Consider the following 14624-nt stretch of genomic DNA (forward strand, 5'->3'; position numbering starts at 1 on the left):
ACGACCATGACCGCTCCGGTACTTCTCGTCATCGCCCACGGCAGCCGCGACCCGCGGCACGCGGCGACCGTGCACGCGCTCACCGCGCGGGTGCGGTCGCTGCGGCCCGGGCTGCGCGTGGCGACGGGTTTCCTCGACTTCAACGCGCCGTCGGTACCGCAGGTCCTGGAGCGGCTGGCCGCGCAGGGGGCGCAGGACGTCGTCGCGCTCCCCCTGCTCCTCACCCGGGCCTTCCACGCCAAGTCCGACATCCCCACGGTGCTGCGCGAGGCCCGGAGCAGACTGCCCCGGCTGCGGGTCCGGCAGGCCGGGGTGCTCGGCCCGTCACCCCTGCTGAACTCGGCGCTGGAACGGCGGCTGCACGAAGCCGGGATCCGTCCCGGCGACCGGAGTTCGACCGGGCTCGTCCTGGCCTCGGCGGGCTCCACAGACCCGGAGGCGATCGCAGTGATCGCTGAAATCGCGCGGGAGCTGCGGCACACCGGTTGGTGTTCCGTGCGGCCTGCGTTCGCCTCCGCCACATCTCCCGCCGGGTTCCCGCGCACCGAGGACGCGGTACGGGCCCTGCGGGACGAAGGGGTGCGCCGGGTCGCGGTGGCGCCCTACGTCATCGCTCCCGGCCGGCTCCCGGACCGGATCGCCGAAGGGGCGGCCGGCGCGGACGTGCTGGCCGATGTGCTCGGCGCCTCACCGGAGTTGGCGCGGCTGCTGCTGAACCGGTACGACGGGGCCCGGGTGCCGGCGGCCCGGACCGCGGCGCTCACCGCGTGACGCGGCGCCCGCTCACCCCACGTCCAGGCTGCCCGTGCGGGTCCGCTTGAGTTCGAAGAGGTCCGGATTCCCGGCGAGCACCCGGAAGCTGTCGAAGACGCGCCCGGCCTCCTCGCCACGCGGTGCCGCCCGCAGCACGGGCCCGAACCACACGGCACCGTCGACATGGATCGTGGGCGTACCGACGTAGCCGTCCGCCTCCGGGTCCTTTCCGGCGTCGTGGCTGCGCCGCAGCGCGTCGTCGTACGCCTGGGAGTGCGCGGCGGCGGCGAGCCCGGCGGGCAGGCCGAGCTCCGCGAGGGACTCGGCGATCACCTCGTCGAAGTCCTCGTTCTTCTTCTGGTGGATACGGACGCCCATCGCGGTGTAGAGATCGCGGAGCACCCCGTCGCCGTGGGCCTCGGCCGCCGCGACCGCGACCCGTACCGGGCCGATCGACTTGTCGACCAGCTCCCGGTACCAGTCGGGGAGTTCATTGCCGGTGTTGTGCAGGAAGAGGCTCATGACGCGGAAGCGGAGATCGATGTCGCGCCGCTGCTCCACCTCCAGCATCCAGCGGGAGGTGATCCAGGCGAACGGGCATGCCGGGTCGAAGTAGAAGTCGACGGCGGTCCGGCTCTGTTCCGGTGTGTGCGATGTGGTCATGGGTCGAGCCTAGACATGGATTGGCACGTGGTCCCGGGCCATTGGACGACGTTTCGACTGGGCCACTTCGGGCCCGGAAGGGCGGGCGGCAGCATCCCCGGATGCCGACCGTCGAGGCACTGGTCGCGCCTTCCGTGTCCGGATGCGGCGCCGGGCCGGCCAGGACGTCACCGACGCGCTGGCGGACCCCGACCGGGCGGTCGCGCACCTCGCCCGGTCGCTGCCGACCGACCCGGGCCCTCCATGACTCGCCGGGCCCCCGGGGTCGAGGGCTCCGGTCCGGACGACGAACTGCGCGGGGTGATCCTCCGGGAGTACGGGCACGGCTGCGGGGAGCCGGGCGCCCCGCGGTGGCGGGTCGAGGCCATCTGCGCCGAGCCGCCCGTCGAGCCGGACGAGGACGAGCTGCTGCGCCGGGCCGTGGCCGCGGCGGGCCTGGCGCCGCAGCCCCTTCTCTCTCCTGCGGGGAGGACCGGGGACGCCCGTCCGGATCAGGCCCCGGTCCACTGCGGGTCGCGTCCGCTGTGGGCCAGTGCCTGCTCGAAGACCGAAGCCGACGCGGGCACCGTCACCTCGTCGGCGAAGCCGTCGTACTGCCGGTAGAGCGCGGCCATGCTGTCGACGACGCCCAGGACGTAGGCGGCCGCCCCGTCGGAGAGCCGGTACTCCTCGCCGACGGCACGGGCCACGTCCCAGCCGTGCAGGGCCGTCTCCGCGATGAGCATCGCGGCGATGTCGGCGGCCGGGGTGGTCGAACCCCCGAGGTCGACCTCGCCCTCCCAGACCGCCGGGTCGGACCAGGCGGCGACCGCGCGGTCCAGCTGCGCGGCGTACTGCTGCGCCCAGTCGGCGTCGGCGGTGAAGTCGCGGGCGGTGAGCTCCTCCGGGAGGTCCTTGCGCAGGGCGCGGTGCTCCAGGCCGTGGGAGGTGTACAGCACCCAGTGGTTGACGAGCCCGCGCACATCCCAGTCGCCGCAGGGCGAGTCCGGTGCGTCGAGCTGCTCGGCCCGGACGGAGCGGGCGATGCGGGCCGCCTCGGCGGCGACTTCGGTCAGGTACGCGTGCTCGTTCTTCATGCGTCCCAGTCTGAGGTCTTCCCGGCGGCCGGTATTGAAGAAATGCGACGCGGGAGCAGGCGGCGCCGTCCGGTGCGGCCCGCTCAGGAACCCTCGGCGTCGACGAGCGCGACGAGCTCGGCCACGGGCATCGAGCCGGCCTCCCGGCGCTCGCGCGCGAAGGCGTTCGCGGTGCGGCGGAGCACCTCGTTGACCGGGGTGGGAATTCCGTGGAGGCGGCCGAGCAGCACGATCTCGCCGTTGAGGAAGTCGGCCTCGATCGTGCCGGTGCCCCGGCAGAGGCTCTGCCAGGACGAACCGCCGCCGCGCGGGGAGCCGTCGAACGGTTCGAAGCGGATCCTTCCGGCGCGTACCGCCGCCTGTTCCTCCCGGCCGACCGGGTCGATTCCGGCGGCGGTGAGCACGGCCGTCCCCTCGGCGTGCGCGCGCTCGAACAGTTCGAGGGCAGCCTGTCCGCCGAGCGGGCCGGTGACGGCCTCGATCGCGTTGGCGAGGTTGGAGAGCAGCTTGCCGTACTTCCAGCGCATCACGTCCGGCACGACGGGGGCGAGCAGCTTCGACTTCTCCAGGTCGGCGGCGATCAGCCGGGCCGTCCCGTCGGTCCCGGTGGGGTAGCGGCCCAGGTGCAGGATGCCGGTCAGCGGGGTACCGGCGGCGGAGACCTCGCCGGGCCGGACGAAGGTGGCGGGCAGCCAGACGCACATGCCGTACACCCGGCGGAAGCGGCGCAGGGCGAGCCGTTCGCTCTCCACCCCGTTCTGCGCGCAGACCAGCGGCAGCCGCTCCCCCGCCGTGCCGCCGCCGGCGACCGGCCGGACGCTCCACGCGTCGAGGGCGGCCGTGCTGTCCTGCGTCTTGACGGCGAGTACGAGTACGTCCTCCGCGGTCAGATCGAGCGCCTCGGGCCGGTCCACGACGGGGAGCCGGTGGGTGCGGGCGCCCTCGGGGGTGACGAGCCGCAGCCCGCCGGTCCGCAGTGCCTCGTACTGCGCACCGCGCGCCACGAGCACGACCTCGTGGCCGGCCTCGGCCAGACGTCCCCCGATGGCACCGCCGACGGCACCCGCCCCGATGACGACGTAACGCATCCCGACTCCCGTTCCACGGCCCACAGGTCAGAAATCCCGCCCCCTCGAAGGGGCGTCGGCGCCTCAGCATAGGGTCCGTGGCCACAGCACCGATTGCGACTAGTGTTCCCGTCATGTCTTCTCTCGCACCCCTTCCCGATGATGTGTTCCTGCTCGGCGGCGAACTGCCCGTACGCCGGCTCGGCTACGGCACCGCCCAGCTGACCGGCCCCGGCTACTGGGGCCCGCGCGGTGAGCGGCAGGACGCCGTGGCGGTGCTGCGGGCCGCCGTCGAGCAGGGCGTCACGCTCGTGGACACCGCCGACAACTACGGTCCGGGGCTGGCCGAGGAGCTCGTCGCCGAGGCGCTGCACCCGTACCGCGAGGATCTGGTGATCGCGACCAAGGGCGGTGTGGTGCGCACCAGTGACAGCGCCTGGCACATCGCGGGCCGGCCGGAGCAGCTGCGGGCGATGTGCGAGGCCAGTCTGCGGCGGCTGCGGACGGACCGGATCGACCTCTACCAGTTGCACCGGCTGGACCCCGAGGTGCCGATGGCCGACCAGCTGGGCACCCTGGATGCACTGCGGCAGGAGGGTAAGATCCGGTACATCGGTCTGGACACCCTCACCGCCGACCAGCTGGAGCAGGCGCTCTCCCTGACCGGGATCGCCTCGGTGCAGAACCGCTTCAATCTCCTCGACCGTTCGTCGGACGCGGTACTGAAGGTGTGCGAGGCCCACGGCCTGGCCTTTCTGCCCTGGTTCCCGCTGGCCAACGGCGCTCTGACCGGCGACGCCGCCGCGGCGCTCACCGGCATCGCCGACCGGCACGGTGCCACCCGCGGGCAGATCGCCCTCGCCTGGCTGCTGCACCGGTCCCCCGTGCTGTGCCCGACCCCGGGCACCGGTTCGCCCGCCCATCTGGCGGAGAACCTGGGGGCCCGGGAGATCCGGCTGTCCACCGAGGACCTGAGCCGCCTGGAGGCTCTCGCACCCGCGTGAAGGAGCGCTCGCCCATGACCACCCCCCGCACCACCCCCGCCGTCCCCGCCCCGGCTGCCGCTCCCGAACCGGGTGGTTCCGCCCCGGTGATCCGGGCCGATGCCGTCTCGCTCGTGCGGGAGGGCAATGTGCTGCTCGACTCGGTCTCGCTGACCGTCCGGAGCGGCGAGCACTGGGCGCTGCTCGGTGCCAACGGCGCCGGGAAGAGCACGCTGCTGGGGCTGCTCGGCGCGGTCAACCACCCCACCCGGGGCTCGGTGGAGGTGCTGGGACGCACCCTCGGCCGGGTCGATCTCCGGGAGCTGCGGTCGCTGCTCGGGCATGTCAATCCGCGTCATCCGCTGCGTTCCCCGCTGTCGGTGCACGAGGTGGTGCTGACCGGTCTGACCAATTCGGTCGAGCCGGTGCCGCGCCGGTCGGTGAGCGAGGAGCAGCGGGACCGGGCGGAGCGGCTGCTGAAGATGCTCGGCATGGGCGGCAAGTCGGGCTCGCGCTGGCCGGCGCTGTCGCAGGGCGAGCGGGGCCGTACGCTCATCGCCCGCGCCCTGATGCCGCAGCCGCGGCTGCTGCTGCTCGACGAGCCGGCCACCGGCCTCGACCTCGCCGCGCGCGAGCAGCTGCTCGACAGCCTGGATGTGCTGCGGGAGGAGCATCCGGAGCTGGCCACGGTCCTGGTCACCCATCACCTGGAGGAGCTGCCCGCCTCCACCACGCACGCGCTGCTGCTGCGGGGCGGCCGGTGCGTGGCCTCGGGTCCGGCGGACGAGGTACTGACCACCGACCGGGTCAGCGACTGCTTCGGGCACCCGGTGCGGATCTCCCGTACGGACGGCCGGTGGGCGGCCCGGGCTCAGCGCGTGGCCCGTCGCTGACCGCTGCTCAGCCGTCGGTTCCGGCAACGCCGTCGAACGGTGTGGCCTGGTTGAAGTAGAGCACCCAGCCCTCGTCGGTCATCCGCCACACCGAACTGCGATGGGCGAGGCGTCCCTTCGTCTCGGTGTCGTAGGTGAGGTGGACGAGGTCGTCGGCGAGCTGGACCCCGCTCATCCGGGACGCGGTGAGCGGGCCGGGGCGCGGGGCGTCCGCCGCGGTGAGCGAGGCGATCATGGTGTCGCGGTCCCAGACCCGGCCGGTGTAGTCGATCTCGCGGTAGTCGGGGTGCAGCAGCCGGGCGAGGAGTTCGGCGGAGGCGCGCACGGCCGGGTCCAGGAGGCGCAGCTCGCCCTCGACCGCGGCGGCCACGCCGGGTGACGGTTCGGTCATGTGCGGGCTCCGTCGTGCGCGGGTGCCGGGGGCGGCGTGGTCCCTGTGGGTGCCGTGGTCCCTGTGGGTGCCGTCATCTCCACCAGCTTGACCACGGTGTTCCAGTTGCGCGAGGTGGCGACGAGGCCCTTGGTGACGGAGGAGCGGGACAGCGCCTCGGCGAGCTTCGAGCGGCCCAGTCCGTCGGGGGCGTAGAGGTAGAGGGCGCGGTCGCCGAGTCCGAATGCCTCGGGGAGGAAGGCCGCCGGGTCGATCCGGGCGAAGCGGCCGGCGTCGACCGGCTGGTCGTAGTAGGTGATGTGGAGCTGTTTTCCTTCGAGTTCGGCGGCCGGGAACGGGCAGGCCGCCGCAACTGCCGCCAGGTAGGCACCGGCCCGGACCAGGCAGGGCACGAAGAAGCCGAAGCGCTTCTCGACGGCCTGCTCCAGTTCGGCGGCGAGTGCGTTCTCGTCGTCCGACGGGCTGCTGAAGACGGCGTTGCCGCTCTGCAGGTGGGTTCGGACGTCTCCGTGTCCCAGTTCGGTGAGCAGTGTACGGAGTTCGGCCATCGGGAGCTTCTTGTGGCCGCTCACATTGATCCCGCGCAACAGCGCCGCGTACATGGTCATGGGCACACCATAGGACGATCTCTTCGCACGACGCGGCCGCCGCGCCCCGTGGGGGAGGGCGCGGCGGCCTGTCGTGGCTGCGGGCCGGTTACTCGACGACCTTCAGCAGCTTGTTCGGCGTGCCCTCGGTCGCGTTGGAGATCGCGTCGGGGGTGGCCCCGTCGGTCAGTGCCGTGGCGACCTCCTCGGGGGTGGCGTCCGGGTGACCGGCGAGGTAGACGGCGGCGGCACCGACGACGTGGGGGGTCGCCATGGAGGTGCCGGAGATGGTGTTGGAGCCGTCGTCGCTGTCGTTCCAGGACGAGGTGATGTCCGATCCCGGGGCGTAGATGTCCACGATCGGGCCGTAGTTGGAGAAGTACGACTGCTCGTCGTCCACCGTGGACGAGGCGACCGTGATGGCCTCGGGGACGCGGGCCGGGGAGCTCTCGCTCGCGTCGGAGGAGTCGTTGCCGGCGGCCACCGCGAAGGTGACTCCGGAGGCGATGGCCTTCTGGACCGCGGCGTCGAGTGCCTCGTCCGCGCCGCCGCCGAGGCTCATGTTGGCGACGGAGGGGCCCTCGTGGTTCTCGGTGACCCAGTCGATACCGGCGACGACCTGCTCGGTGGTGCCCGAGCCGGAGTCGTCGAGCACCCGGACAGCGACGATCTTGGCCTTCTTGGCAACCCCGTAGGTCGCACCGGCGATGGTCCCCGCCACATGGGTGCCGTGGCCGTTGCCGTCGTCGGCGCTGTCGTCGTTGTCCACGGCGTCGTAGCCCGAGCTGGCCCGGCCCTCGAACTCGTTGTGCGTGGTACGGACGCCGGTGTCGATGACGTACGCGGTGACACCCTCGCCCGCGCTGTCCGGGTAGGTGTACGCGTTGTCGCCGGCCGTCTCGGTCTGGTCGATCCGGTCCAGCCCCCAGGACGGCGGGTTCTGCTGGGTCTCGTCGATGTGGAACTTCTTGTTCTGGACGACCTTGGAGACGGCCGGGTCGGCCGCCAGACGCTTGGCCTCGGTGAGCGAAAGGCCGCTGGCGGAGAAGCCGTTGATGGCGGAGCTGTAGTTCCGCTGCAGCTTGCCGCCGTACTCCTTGGCGAGCTTCGCCTTGTCGGCCTTCTGGTCCAGCATCACGATGTAGCTGCCGGAGACGGCGTCCGCCGCGTCCGCGCCGTAGACGACACCCATCGCGGGGGCGGGGGCCGCCCCGGCGATGGAGGTGTTGAGCAGGGTGACTCCGGCGGCCGCGGCCACGGCGGTTATCGCCGCGGTCAGCTTGATCCGGCGTGCGCGCTTGTGAATTGCCATGAAGAGGGGTCTCCTCGTCATTCTTTGTGGGGGGATCGACCCCCGGCCGGAAGATCTCCGGGGGGCTGGCTCGAAACCCTCGCCGATTGACGCGCCCAGATCAAGACCTTCATGCGGCTGTGACTTACTCAACAAAGTTTCGTAATAAGAAACCGGCCAGCCGCGCCCAAGTCGGGCGCGGCCGCCGCGACATCCGCCGCGCACACCGGGCCCGGGGCACGACCGGCGCTCTTCGCACTCGGGAAGACCAACCCCGCCCGACCGTACGGACGGGCGGGGCGGCGGCTTGATTCCATCCCCGTGTTCACAGAGCTCTCACGAGGTGACCACGTTGAGGTCGGCTCCGGACGACGCGGACCCCGATGGCCCCACCGGCCGGGCGAGCGGCACCTCACAACCTCAGTACCTCAACGCTGGTAGCGGGCCAGGACCCGGTTCCCGTCGTCGACCAGACGCTTCCTCAGCTCCCGCGCCCCGATGGCCCCGCTGTAGTACTCCTGGAGGGCGGGCGTGGCGACCTTGTCCTTCCACTCCGGGTAGCCGCGCACCGACTGGGCGGGCGCCGGCCGGAGCGCCTCCGCGACGGCGACACCGGTCGCCCAGCCGTTCTCGGCGGTGTGCAGGGAGGGGTCGGCGAGGGCCTCGGTGCCGGTCGGGAGCATCCAGTCGCCCTTGGCCAGGCGCACCATGTTCGGCGGCCGGAGCATGAAGTCGATGAACTGCGCGGCCTCCTTCTTGTGCGGGCTGGCCTCCGAGACGGACAGGGTCTGGGGGCTCACGCCCTGGGCGAGGCCCGCGCTGCCCGCGGGGGCCGGCAGGACCGTCCACTCGAAGCCCTCGGGCGCCTGCTCGACGACCTGCTGGCGGTACGAGAAGCCCAGCGGCACCATCGCGTACTTGCCGCCGAAGAACCCGGGCAGGGTGTCGGAGCCGCCCATGCCGAGTGCGGCGCGCGAGGCGCTGCGGTCGGTCCCGACCTGGTCGTGGATGGTGCCGGGGACCACCTGGTCGCCCTCGTCCGCGCGGATGGTCACCTTGCCGTCGGCGCCGCGGTGGAAGAGCTGTCCGCCGCTGGAGAGTCCGAGGTTGAGAGTGAGGGAGACCGGTTCCTTGAGCGGCCAGGCGACGCCGTACCGGCCCTTGCCCGTCAGTTCCTTGGTGACCTGCCGGAACTCCTCCCAGCTCCACGGCTCGTCGGGGGTCGGGACGCGGACCCCGGACTCGGTGAGGATCTCGGTGTTGGCGATCAGGACGCGGGGCTCCTGGAGGAACGGCACGCCGTAGACGCCGTCGCCGAAGGTGGTGGTGGACCAGCTCTGCCGCGGGATGTCGGCGGTCAGCCGGCCGGGGAGCAGCCCGCGCAGATCCGCGAGGTAGCCGCTGTAGGCGAAGTCGGCCAGGTCGTCGGAGGCGTCGTGGATGATGTCCGGCGCCTCGTCGCCCTCGAAGGAGGTGAGCAGCTGGTCGTGGACGGTGTCCCAACTGCCCTGGACGTAGCTGACATGGATGTCCGGGTGGGCCTCGTTCCACTCCTTCACCAGCTGTTCGTTGGCCTCGACGGACTCCTTCTGCCAGGCCAGCGACTGGAAGCTGAGCTCGATCCGCCCGTCGGCGCCCCGCCCGTCGTCCGTCCCGGCGCAGCCGGTGAGCAGCAGTGCCAGCGCGGTGGCCGTTGCGGCGGCCGTCGTCCGCAGGGATGCCCGCATCAGCTCTTCACCGCCCCGGCCAGCATGCTGCCCGTGATCCGCCGCTGGATGATCGCGAAGATCACCAGCGAGGGCAGGGTGGCGAGGAACGCGGCGGCGGCGAGCGGCCCGAGGTCGGCCGCGCCCTCAGCACCGATGAAGTGGGTCAGTACGACCGGCAAGGTCTGCTTCTCCGGGGTCTTGAGCAGGACGAGCGCGAAGAAGAGCTCGTTCCACGCGGTGATGAAGGCGAAGAGCGCGGTGGCGACGATGCCGGGGGCCAGCAGCGGTGCCGTGACCGAGACGAGAGTCCGCAGCCGGCCCGCGCCGTCGACCGAGGCGGCCTCCTCCAGCTCGGCGGGCACGGCCCGTACGTAGCCGACCAGCATCCAGAGCGCGAAGGGCAGGGCCCAGACGACGTACACCATGATCAGCCCCCACAGGGTGTTGATCAGATGGAGGTTCTTCAGGATCAGGAAGAGCGGGATGACCAGCAGGACGAGCGGGAACGCCTGGCTGATCACGACCCATGCGGTGGCCGCCGTCGAGAGCCTGGATCGGCGGCGGGCCATCACATACGCCATGGGGGTGGCGACGACGACCGCGATGAGGGCGGCGCAGACCGCGGCGATCAGAGAATTGGCGGCGGCCTGGAGCAGCGGCTGCTCGTCGAAGGCCTTGCGGAAGTTGTCGAGCGTCGGATGGTCGGGGATCCAGGTGGGATGCAGGGAGCCGAGTTCTCGCGCCGGTTTGAAGGCGGTGGAGACCAGCCAGAGGAACGGGAACGCCAGGAAGACCAGATAGCCGAGCAGCGCGGCGTACTGTCCGGCACGTGCGGTTCTGCCGGTACGCGTGCTCATCGGTCCTCGCCTCCCCTGAGCCGGCCGGCGAGATGGACGGCGAGGATCACGGAGATCACCGCGACCATCACACAGCCCATCGCCGCGGCGTATCCGAACTGTCCGTAGTGGAAGGCCTCTTCGTACGCGAAGAGCATCGGCAGCCGGGTGCGCCCGCCGGGCCCGCCGTTGGTCAGTACGTAGACCAGCGCGAAGGAGTTGAAGTTCCAGATGAAGTTGAGCGCGGTGATGGCGAGCGCGACCGGCCTGAGCACGGGCCAGGTGACGGTGCGGAAGCGGCGCCAGGCACCGGCCCCGTCCAGCGCGGCCGCCTCGTGGAGCTCCTGCGGGGTGTTCTGCAGCCCGGCGAGCAGGGCGACGGTGGTCTGGGGCATGCCCGCCCAGACGCCCACGACGATCACGGCGGGCAGGGCGGTGGCGAGTCCGGTGAGCCAGTCCCGGCCGTCGCCGAGGCCGAGATCGCGGATGGTCTCGTTGAGGATGCCCGCGTCCGGGTTGTAGACGAGCCGCCACATGAGGCCCACGACCACCTCGGGCATCGCCCACGGAATGATCGCCAGCGCCCGCGCCAGCCAGCGCATCCGCAGATTCTGGTTGAGCAGCAGGGCGAGGCCGAGGGCCAGTACGAACTGCGGAACGGTGACGCCGAACGCCCACACCAGGCCGATCCGGAACGAGTCCCAGAAGAGGGTGTCGTGGAGCAGATCCTGGAAATTCAGCCCGCCCACCCACTGGGTGGAGCGGGTGCGGCCGGACTGGGCGTCGGTGAAGGCCAGCGCGATGCCGTAGAGCAGGGGGCCGATGCTCAGGACCAGGATCGGGATCAGCGCGGGCAGCACCAGGAACCAGGTGCCGGCGCTCCGGCCGGCCGGCCGGAGCCGCTTGTCCTGCGGCCCGCCGGGCGGGCCGTGACGCTCCGAACGTACGGTTGTACTAGTTAATGTCATGAATTCGCCCCCTTGCGTCATTCGATCGGTTTTATACCGTTCTGGCCGCTCAGGTGGCCTCCGTCATCGTGCTGACGGGCCGTCGGTTCGTCAAGCCAACCTGCACTGATGCGAAAATCGGAGCCATGAACGAGATGCGTGCGCGTGAGGTGCTGGCCGCTGCCGGACTGTCCGGCGGTGCGGAGCTGCTCGCGCTGGGTGAGAACGCGGTGTTCGCCGTCGGCGACCTGGTGGTCAAGGTCGGCCGGGACGCCGAGCGCCACCCCGAACTACGGGACCGGGCCGAACGCGAGGTGGCCGTCGCCCGGTGGCTGGCCGACTCGGGCGTACCCGCCGTACGGGCCGCCGAGGCCACGGCGCGCCTGGTCGAGGGCCACCCCGTGACCCTCTGGCACCGGCTGCCCGGCGCCGTGCGACCCGCCGAGCCGCGGGACCTGGCGCAGCTGCTCACCCTGGTGCACGCGCTGCCCGCTCTGGACGGCCTCGGTCTGCCGCGCCGTGAACTGCTGGGCGGCGTCGAACGCTGGCTGCGGCTCGCGGGCGACACGATCGACCCGGCCGACGCCGACTATCTGCGCGAGCGCCGCGACGGCTTCGCGGCGGCGGCCGCCGCACTGGTCCCGCATCTGCCGCCGGGACCGATCCACGGCGACGCGCTGCCCCGCAACGTCCATGTCGGTCCGGACGGGCCGGTACTGGTCGATCTGGAGACCTTCTCCGCGGATCTGCGCGAGCACGACCTGGTGGTGCTCGCCCTGTCCCGGGACCGGTACGGCCTGGCGCCCGAGGCGTACGACGCGTTCACCGCCGCGTACGGCTGGGACGTCCGTGAGTGGGAGGGCTGCGCGGTGCTTCGCGGGGCCCGGGAGACGGCCAGCTGCGCCTGGGTGTCCCAGCACGCGCCGGGCAACCCGAAGGCCCTCGCGGAATTCCGCCGCCGAGTGGCCTCGCTGCGTGACGGTGACACGGCGGTGCGGTGGTATCCGTTCTGAGCGCCGCCCTGCGAACCCTGGCCGCGGGGCCGGGCCGTCAGCCGGCGGCGACGCCGGCCGGCTCCCGCAGCGGCCAGTGGCCGTCGACCACCGCGTCGGCGGTGCCCTTGCGGCGCAGGAACTGCTGGAAGTCCGCCGCCCATTGCGCGTACCACTCCACCTGGCGCTCGTGCAGCTCGGCGGCGGTCAGCCCGGCGACCGCGCCGTGCCGCTCGGCTATGGCGTACGCCACCCGGACCGCGGCCAGCGCGTCCGCCCCCGCGTCATGGGCTCCGCCGTGCACCACCCCGTACTCGACGCAGACCGCCTCCAGGTTGCGCTTTCCCTTGCGGTAGCGGTCGACGGCCCGGTCGATGGTGTACGGGTCGATCACCGGCCCGATGCCGGCCCCTTCGAGCCGGTCGCTCAGCGACGGCAGCCCGTGCCGCTGCAACTCCGCCGTGAGCAGCGTCAGATCGAAGGCGGCGTTGTACGCGACGACCGGCACGCCCCGGCGCCAGTACTCCGTGAGCGTCCCGGCGATCTCGTCGGCCACCTCGCGCACCGGCCGGCCCTCCGCCGCCGCCCGCTCGCTGCTGATGCCGTGGATAGCCGAGGCCTGCTCGGGAATCCGGATGCCCGGATCCGCCAGCCAGGTGCGCTGGCGCACCGGCTCCCCGTCCCTGCCGCCGACGCCGACGACCGCGGCCGTCACGATCCGGGCCTCCAGCGGATCGGTGCCGGTCGTCTCCAGGTCGAAGCCGACCAGCGCCTCCCGGTGCCAGCTCATCCCGTACCTCCTTCGTGGTGCTCTCCCCCAGGTGATGACCACCCTCGCACGCGCCACTGACAACGCGGTCGCGGCCCCTCAGGAGACGGGCCGGGAGTCCGCCCACACGGATTCGAATTCCTCGCGGTACGTCTCGAACAGCCCGTGCTCGTTGTCCTGCCCCGCCCGGACCACGGCACGCCCGCCGCCGCGCAGCACCAGCACGGGTGCCTCCATGCCGCGTGCGCGCCGCAGATAGGTCTGCACGACCCCGACCGCGTCCGTCCCGTCGCCGTCCACCAGATAGGCCGTGAAGCGCGGGGTCTCGTCGAAGACATGGATCTCGAAGGCGCCCGGATCGCGGAGCTTGGAGCGGACCCGGCGCATATGGAGGATGTTCATCTCCACCGACCGGCTCAGCTCGCCCTTCTTCAGGCCCAGCTCCCGCTCCCGGCGCTTGACCGCGCTGCTCGCCGGGTTGATGAAGAGCAGCCGCACCCGGCAGCCCGACTCGGCGAGCCTGATGAGCCTGCGCCCGGAGAAGTTCTGCACCAGCAGGTTGAGCCCTATGCCGATCGCGTCGAGCCGGCGCGCACCGCCGAAGAGATCCTCGGCCGGCAGCTGGCGCTGGAGCCGTACCCGGTCGGAGTGGACGGAGACCACGTCCGCGTAGCGGTCGCCGACCAGTTCCTCGACGGCGTCGACCGGGAGCCGGTCGGCCGAGGGCACCGCGGCGCCGCTGCCCAGGATCTCCAGGAGCCGGGCGGAGGCGCGCTCGGCCTGGGCGAGGACCGCCTCGTTCAGGGCGCGGTTGCGGGAGACCACGTTGCGGGCGACCTCCAGCTCGTCGAGCGCCAGCTCCACCTCGCGCCGGTCGTCGAAATACGCCTCGAAGCACGGCCAGTGCTGGACCATCAGCTCACGCAGCTGCGGCAGCGTGAGGAAGCTGAGGACGTTGTCGTCGGCGGGGTCCAGCAGATAGCCCTTGCGGCGCGAGACCTCGCGCACGGCGACGGCGCGCTGCACCCACTCCTGTCCGGCGGGCCCGGCGGCGGCCACCACCCAGTCCTCGCCGTGCACCGGCTCGTAGATGGGCCGGAGTACCGCGGCCACCACGGCGCGCAGCCGCTGCTCCACGAGATTCAGCCAGATGTAGGCCCGCCCGGCCCGCTGGGCGCGCGTACGCACCTCGCTCCAGGCGTCCGCCCCCCAGTCCAGTTCCGCGCCGATCTCCATGGGCTGCGCAAGTGAAACCGCCCCCGGCGGGGCATCGGTGGATTCCCCCTCGTGACCTGGGTCACCTGGGGGCAGCTCGAAGCCTCCCGAGCTCACCCGCGCACCGCCTTCCACTCCCCCACCAACGATCAAGGAAGGGTACTCCGGGAGCGGGAGCCGGTGCAGCCCGATGCACATGCTGCTTCGTCAACTCCCCTATGTCGCAAGGATGTTTCCGGCGGCAAGATCTGCCGTAGTGAGGGGATTCATAGTGATTGAGCACCCCGTACGGCGCCCGGTACCGGGCGAGCGCCGGGGCCGGGGCTCCGGATCCCGGTTCCGGGCTACACGGAGAGGCCCGATGTTGACCGGACCGCGTGACGTGCCGGTCGGTCCTAGGTAGCCGCACCTGTTTCGGGGAAGATCTGGCTCAGAGCCTGTCGGGTGGCCTC

15 protein-coding genes are annotated in these 14624 nt (G+C 71.9%); 4 read left to right on the forward strand and 11 right to left on the reverse strand.

Annotated elements, in window-relative coordinates; translation table 11 throughout:
* The first annotated feature begins 6 nt into the window (after positions 1-6).
* Positions 7-771 carry a sirohydrochlorin chelatase gene (locus tag ACWCPY_RS10810; RefSeq protein WP_451263978.1) on the forward strand — a complete coding sequence of 255 codons (765 nt, stop codon included), beginning with the start codon at positions 7-9 and terminating at the stop codon, positions 769-771.
* Positions 772-783: 12 nt separating this feature from the next.
* Here ACWCPY_RS10810 and ACWCPY_RS10815 read toward each other — a convergent pair whose 3' ends face one another.
* The 3 genes from ACWCPY_RS10815 to ACWCPY_RS10825 all read right to left on the reverse strand — a co-directional run bounded on the left by ACWCPY_RS10815 (position 784) and on the right by ACWCPY_RS10825 (position 3580).
* Positions 784-1416: a DsbA family protein gene (locus ACWCPY_RS10815; protein WP_451263979.1), complete on the reverse strand. Its 633-nt coding sequence runs from the start codon at positions 1414-1416 to the stop codon at positions 784-786.
* A gap of 491 nt (positions 1417-1907) precedes the next feature.
* Positions 1908-2492 (reverse strand): TIGR03086 family metal-binding protein, encoded by a 585-nt coding sequence (locus ACWCPY_RS10820; protein ID WP_451263980.1) that lies wholly within the window; start codon positions 2490-2492, stop codon positions 1908-1910.
* A gap of 83 nt (positions 2493-2575) precedes the next feature.
* Positions 2576-3580 (reverse strand): ketopantoate reductase family protein, encoded by a 1005-nt coding sequence (locus tag ACWCPY_RS10825; protein ID WP_451263981.1) that lies wholly within the window; start codon positions 3578-3580, stop codon positions 2576-2578.
* A gap of 113 nt (positions 3581-3693) precedes the next feature.
* Between ACWCPY_RS10825 and ACWCPY_RS10830 the strand changes: the two genes are divergently transcribed.
* Both ACWCPY_RS10830 and ACWCPY_RS10835 read left to right on the forward strand, forming a co-directional pair.
* A complete protein-coding gene (locus tag ACWCPY_RS10830) occupies positions 3694-4563 on the forward strand; it encodes an aldo/keto reductase (protein WP_451263982.1) in 870 nt (289 codons plus the stop codon).
* A 14-nt stretch (positions 4564-4577) separates the two neighbouring features.
* On the forward strand, positions 4578-5435 hold the full coding sequence (locus tag ACWCPY_RS10835) for an ABC transporter ATP-binding protein (protein WP_451263983.1): 858 nt from the start codon (positions 4578-4580) through the stop codon (positions 5433-5435).
* Between the two features lie 7 nt (positions 5436-5442).
* On the opposite strand, the gene ACWCPY_RS10840 is transcribed toward ACWCPY_RS10835, so the two are convergent.
* From ACWCPY_RS10840 to ACWCPY_RS10865, 6 genes are all read right to left on the reverse strand, one after another.
* The gene (locus ACWCPY_RS10840) at positions 5443-5826 is read right to left on the reverse strand and encodes a nuclear transport factor 2 family protein (protein ID WP_451263984.1); all 384 of its coding nucleotides are present in this window, start codon (positions 5824-5826) and stop codon (positions 5443-5445) included.
* Positions 5823-6434 carry a DUF1697 domain-containing protein gene (locus ACWCPY_RS10845; RefSeq protein WP_451263985.1) on the reverse strand — a complete coding sequence of 204 codons (612 nt, stop codon included), beginning with the start codon at positions 6432-6434 and terminating at the stop codon, positions 5823-5825. Before ACWCPY_RS10845 ends, ACWCPY_RS10840 begins: the two co-directional genes overlap by 4 nt.
* Positions 6435-6522: 88 nt before the next feature.
* Positions 6523-7725, reverse strand: coding sequence for a S8 family serine peptidase (locus ACWCPY_RS10850; RefSeq protein WP_451263986.1), 1203 nt, complete (start codon positions 7723-7725; stop codon positions 6523-6525).
* A 407-nt stretch (positions 7726-8132) separates the two neighbouring features.
* Positions 8133-9431 (reverse strand): ABC transporter substrate-binding protein, encoded by a 1299-nt coding sequence (locus ACWCPY_RS10855; protein WP_451263987.1) that lies wholly within the window; start codon positions 9429-9431, stop codon positions 8133-8135.
* Positions 9431-10270 (reverse strand): carbohydrate ABC transporter permease, encoded by an 840-nt coding sequence (locus ACWCPY_RS10860; protein WP_451263988.1) that lies wholly within the window; start codon positions 10268-10270, stop codon positions 9431-9433. The genes ACWCPY_RS10855 and ACWCPY_RS10860 overlap by 1 nt, the downstream gene beginning before the upstream one ends.
* Positions 10267-11238, reverse strand: coding sequence for a carbohydrate ABC transporter permease (locus ACWCPY_RS10865; protein WP_451263989.1), 972 nt, complete (start codon positions 11236-11238; stop codon positions 10267-10269). Before ACWCPY_RS10865 ends, ACWCPY_RS10860 begins: the two co-directional genes overlap by 4 nt.
* A 104-nt stretch (positions 11239-11342) precedes the next feature.
* Here ACWCPY_RS10865 and ACWCPY_RS10870 point away from each other — a divergent pair, with 104 nt between their 5' ends.
* The gene (locus ACWCPY_RS10870) at positions 11343-12209 is read left to right on the forward strand and encodes a phosphotransferase enzyme family protein (RefSeq protein WP_451263990.1); all 867 of its coding nucleotides are present in this window, start codon (positions 11343-11345) and stop codon (positions 12207-12209) included.
* Positions 12210-12246: 37 nt separating this feature from the next.
* Here the strand turns inward: ACWCPY_RS10870 and ACWCPY_RS10875 are convergent, their stop codons facing one another.
* The gene (locus tag ACWCPY_RS10875) at positions 12247-12978 is read right to left on the reverse strand and encodes an exonuclease domain-containing protein (protein WP_451263991.1); all 732 of its coding nucleotides are present in this window, start codon (positions 12976-12978) and stop codon (positions 12247-12249) included.
* Positions 12979-13056: 78 nt separating this feature from the next.
* Complete coding sequence (locus ACWCPY_RS10880) at positions 13057-14289, reverse strand: SAV2148 family HEPN domain-containing protein (protein ID WP_451263992.1); 1233 nt, start codon at positions 14287-14289, stop codon at positions 13057-13059.
* Positions 14290-14624: the final 335 nt, after the last annotated feature.

The sequence above is a fragment of the Streptomyces sp. NPDC002403 genome (assembly GCF_053593015.1).

Coding starts and splice junctions, on each gene's coding strand:
- ACWCPY_RS10830 (WP_451263982.1), top strand. CDS start 3,694: ATGTCTTCTCTCGCACCCCTTCCCGATGATGTGTTCCTGCTCGGCGGC.
- ACWCPY_RS10860 (WP_451263988.1), bottom strand. CDS start 10,270: ATGAGCACGCGTACCGGCAGAACCGCACGTGCCGGACAGTACGCCGCG.
- ACWCPY_RS10840 (WP_451263984.1), bottom strand. CDS start 5,826: ATGACCGAACCGTCACCCGGCGTGGCCGCCGCGGTCGAGGGCGAGCTG.
- ACWCPY_RS10850 (WP_451263986.1), bottom strand. CDS start 7,725: ATGGCAATTCACAAGCGCGCACGCCGGATCAAGCTGACCGCGGCGATA.
- ACWCPY_RS10875 (WP_451263991.1), bottom strand. CDS start 12,978: ATGAGCTGGCACCGGGAGGCGCTGGTCGGCTTCGACCTGGAGACGACC.
- ACWCPY_RS10815 (WP_451263979.1), bottom strand. CDS start 1,416: ATGACCACATCGCACACACCGGAACAGAGCCGGACCGCCGTCGACTTC.
- ACWCPY_RS10870 (WP_451263990.1), top strand. CDS start 11,343: ATGAACGAGATGCGTGCGCGTGAGGTGCTGGCCGCTGCCGGACTGTCC.
- ACWCPY_RS10825 (WP_451263981.1), bottom strand. CDS start 3,580: ATGCGTTACGTCGTCATCGGGGCGGGTGCCGTCGGCGGTGCCATCGGG.
- ACWCPY_RS10855 (WP_451263987.1), bottom strand. CDS start 9,431: ATGCGGGCATCCCTGCGGACGACGGCCGCCGCAACGGCCACCGCGCTG.
- ACWCPY_RS10820 (WP_451263980.1), bottom strand. CDS start 2,492: ATGAAGAACGAGCACGCGTACCTGACCGAAGTCGCCGCCGAGGCGGCC.
- ACWCPY_RS10835 (WP_451263983.1), top strand. CDS start 4,578: ATGACCACCCCCCGCACCACCCCCGCCGTCCCCGCCCCGGCTGCCGCT.
- ACWCPY_RS10845 (WP_451263985.1), bottom strand. CDS start 6,434: ATGACCATGTACGCGGCGCTGTTGCGCGGGATCAATGTGAGCGGCCAC.
- ACWCPY_RS10865 (WP_451263989.1), bottom strand. CDS start 11,238: ATGACGCAAGGGGGCGAATTCATGACATTAACTAGTACAACCGTACGT.
- ACWCPY_RS10810 (WP_451263978.1), top strand. CDS start 7: ATGACCGCTCCGGTACTTCTCGTCATCGCCCACGGCAGCCGCGACCCG.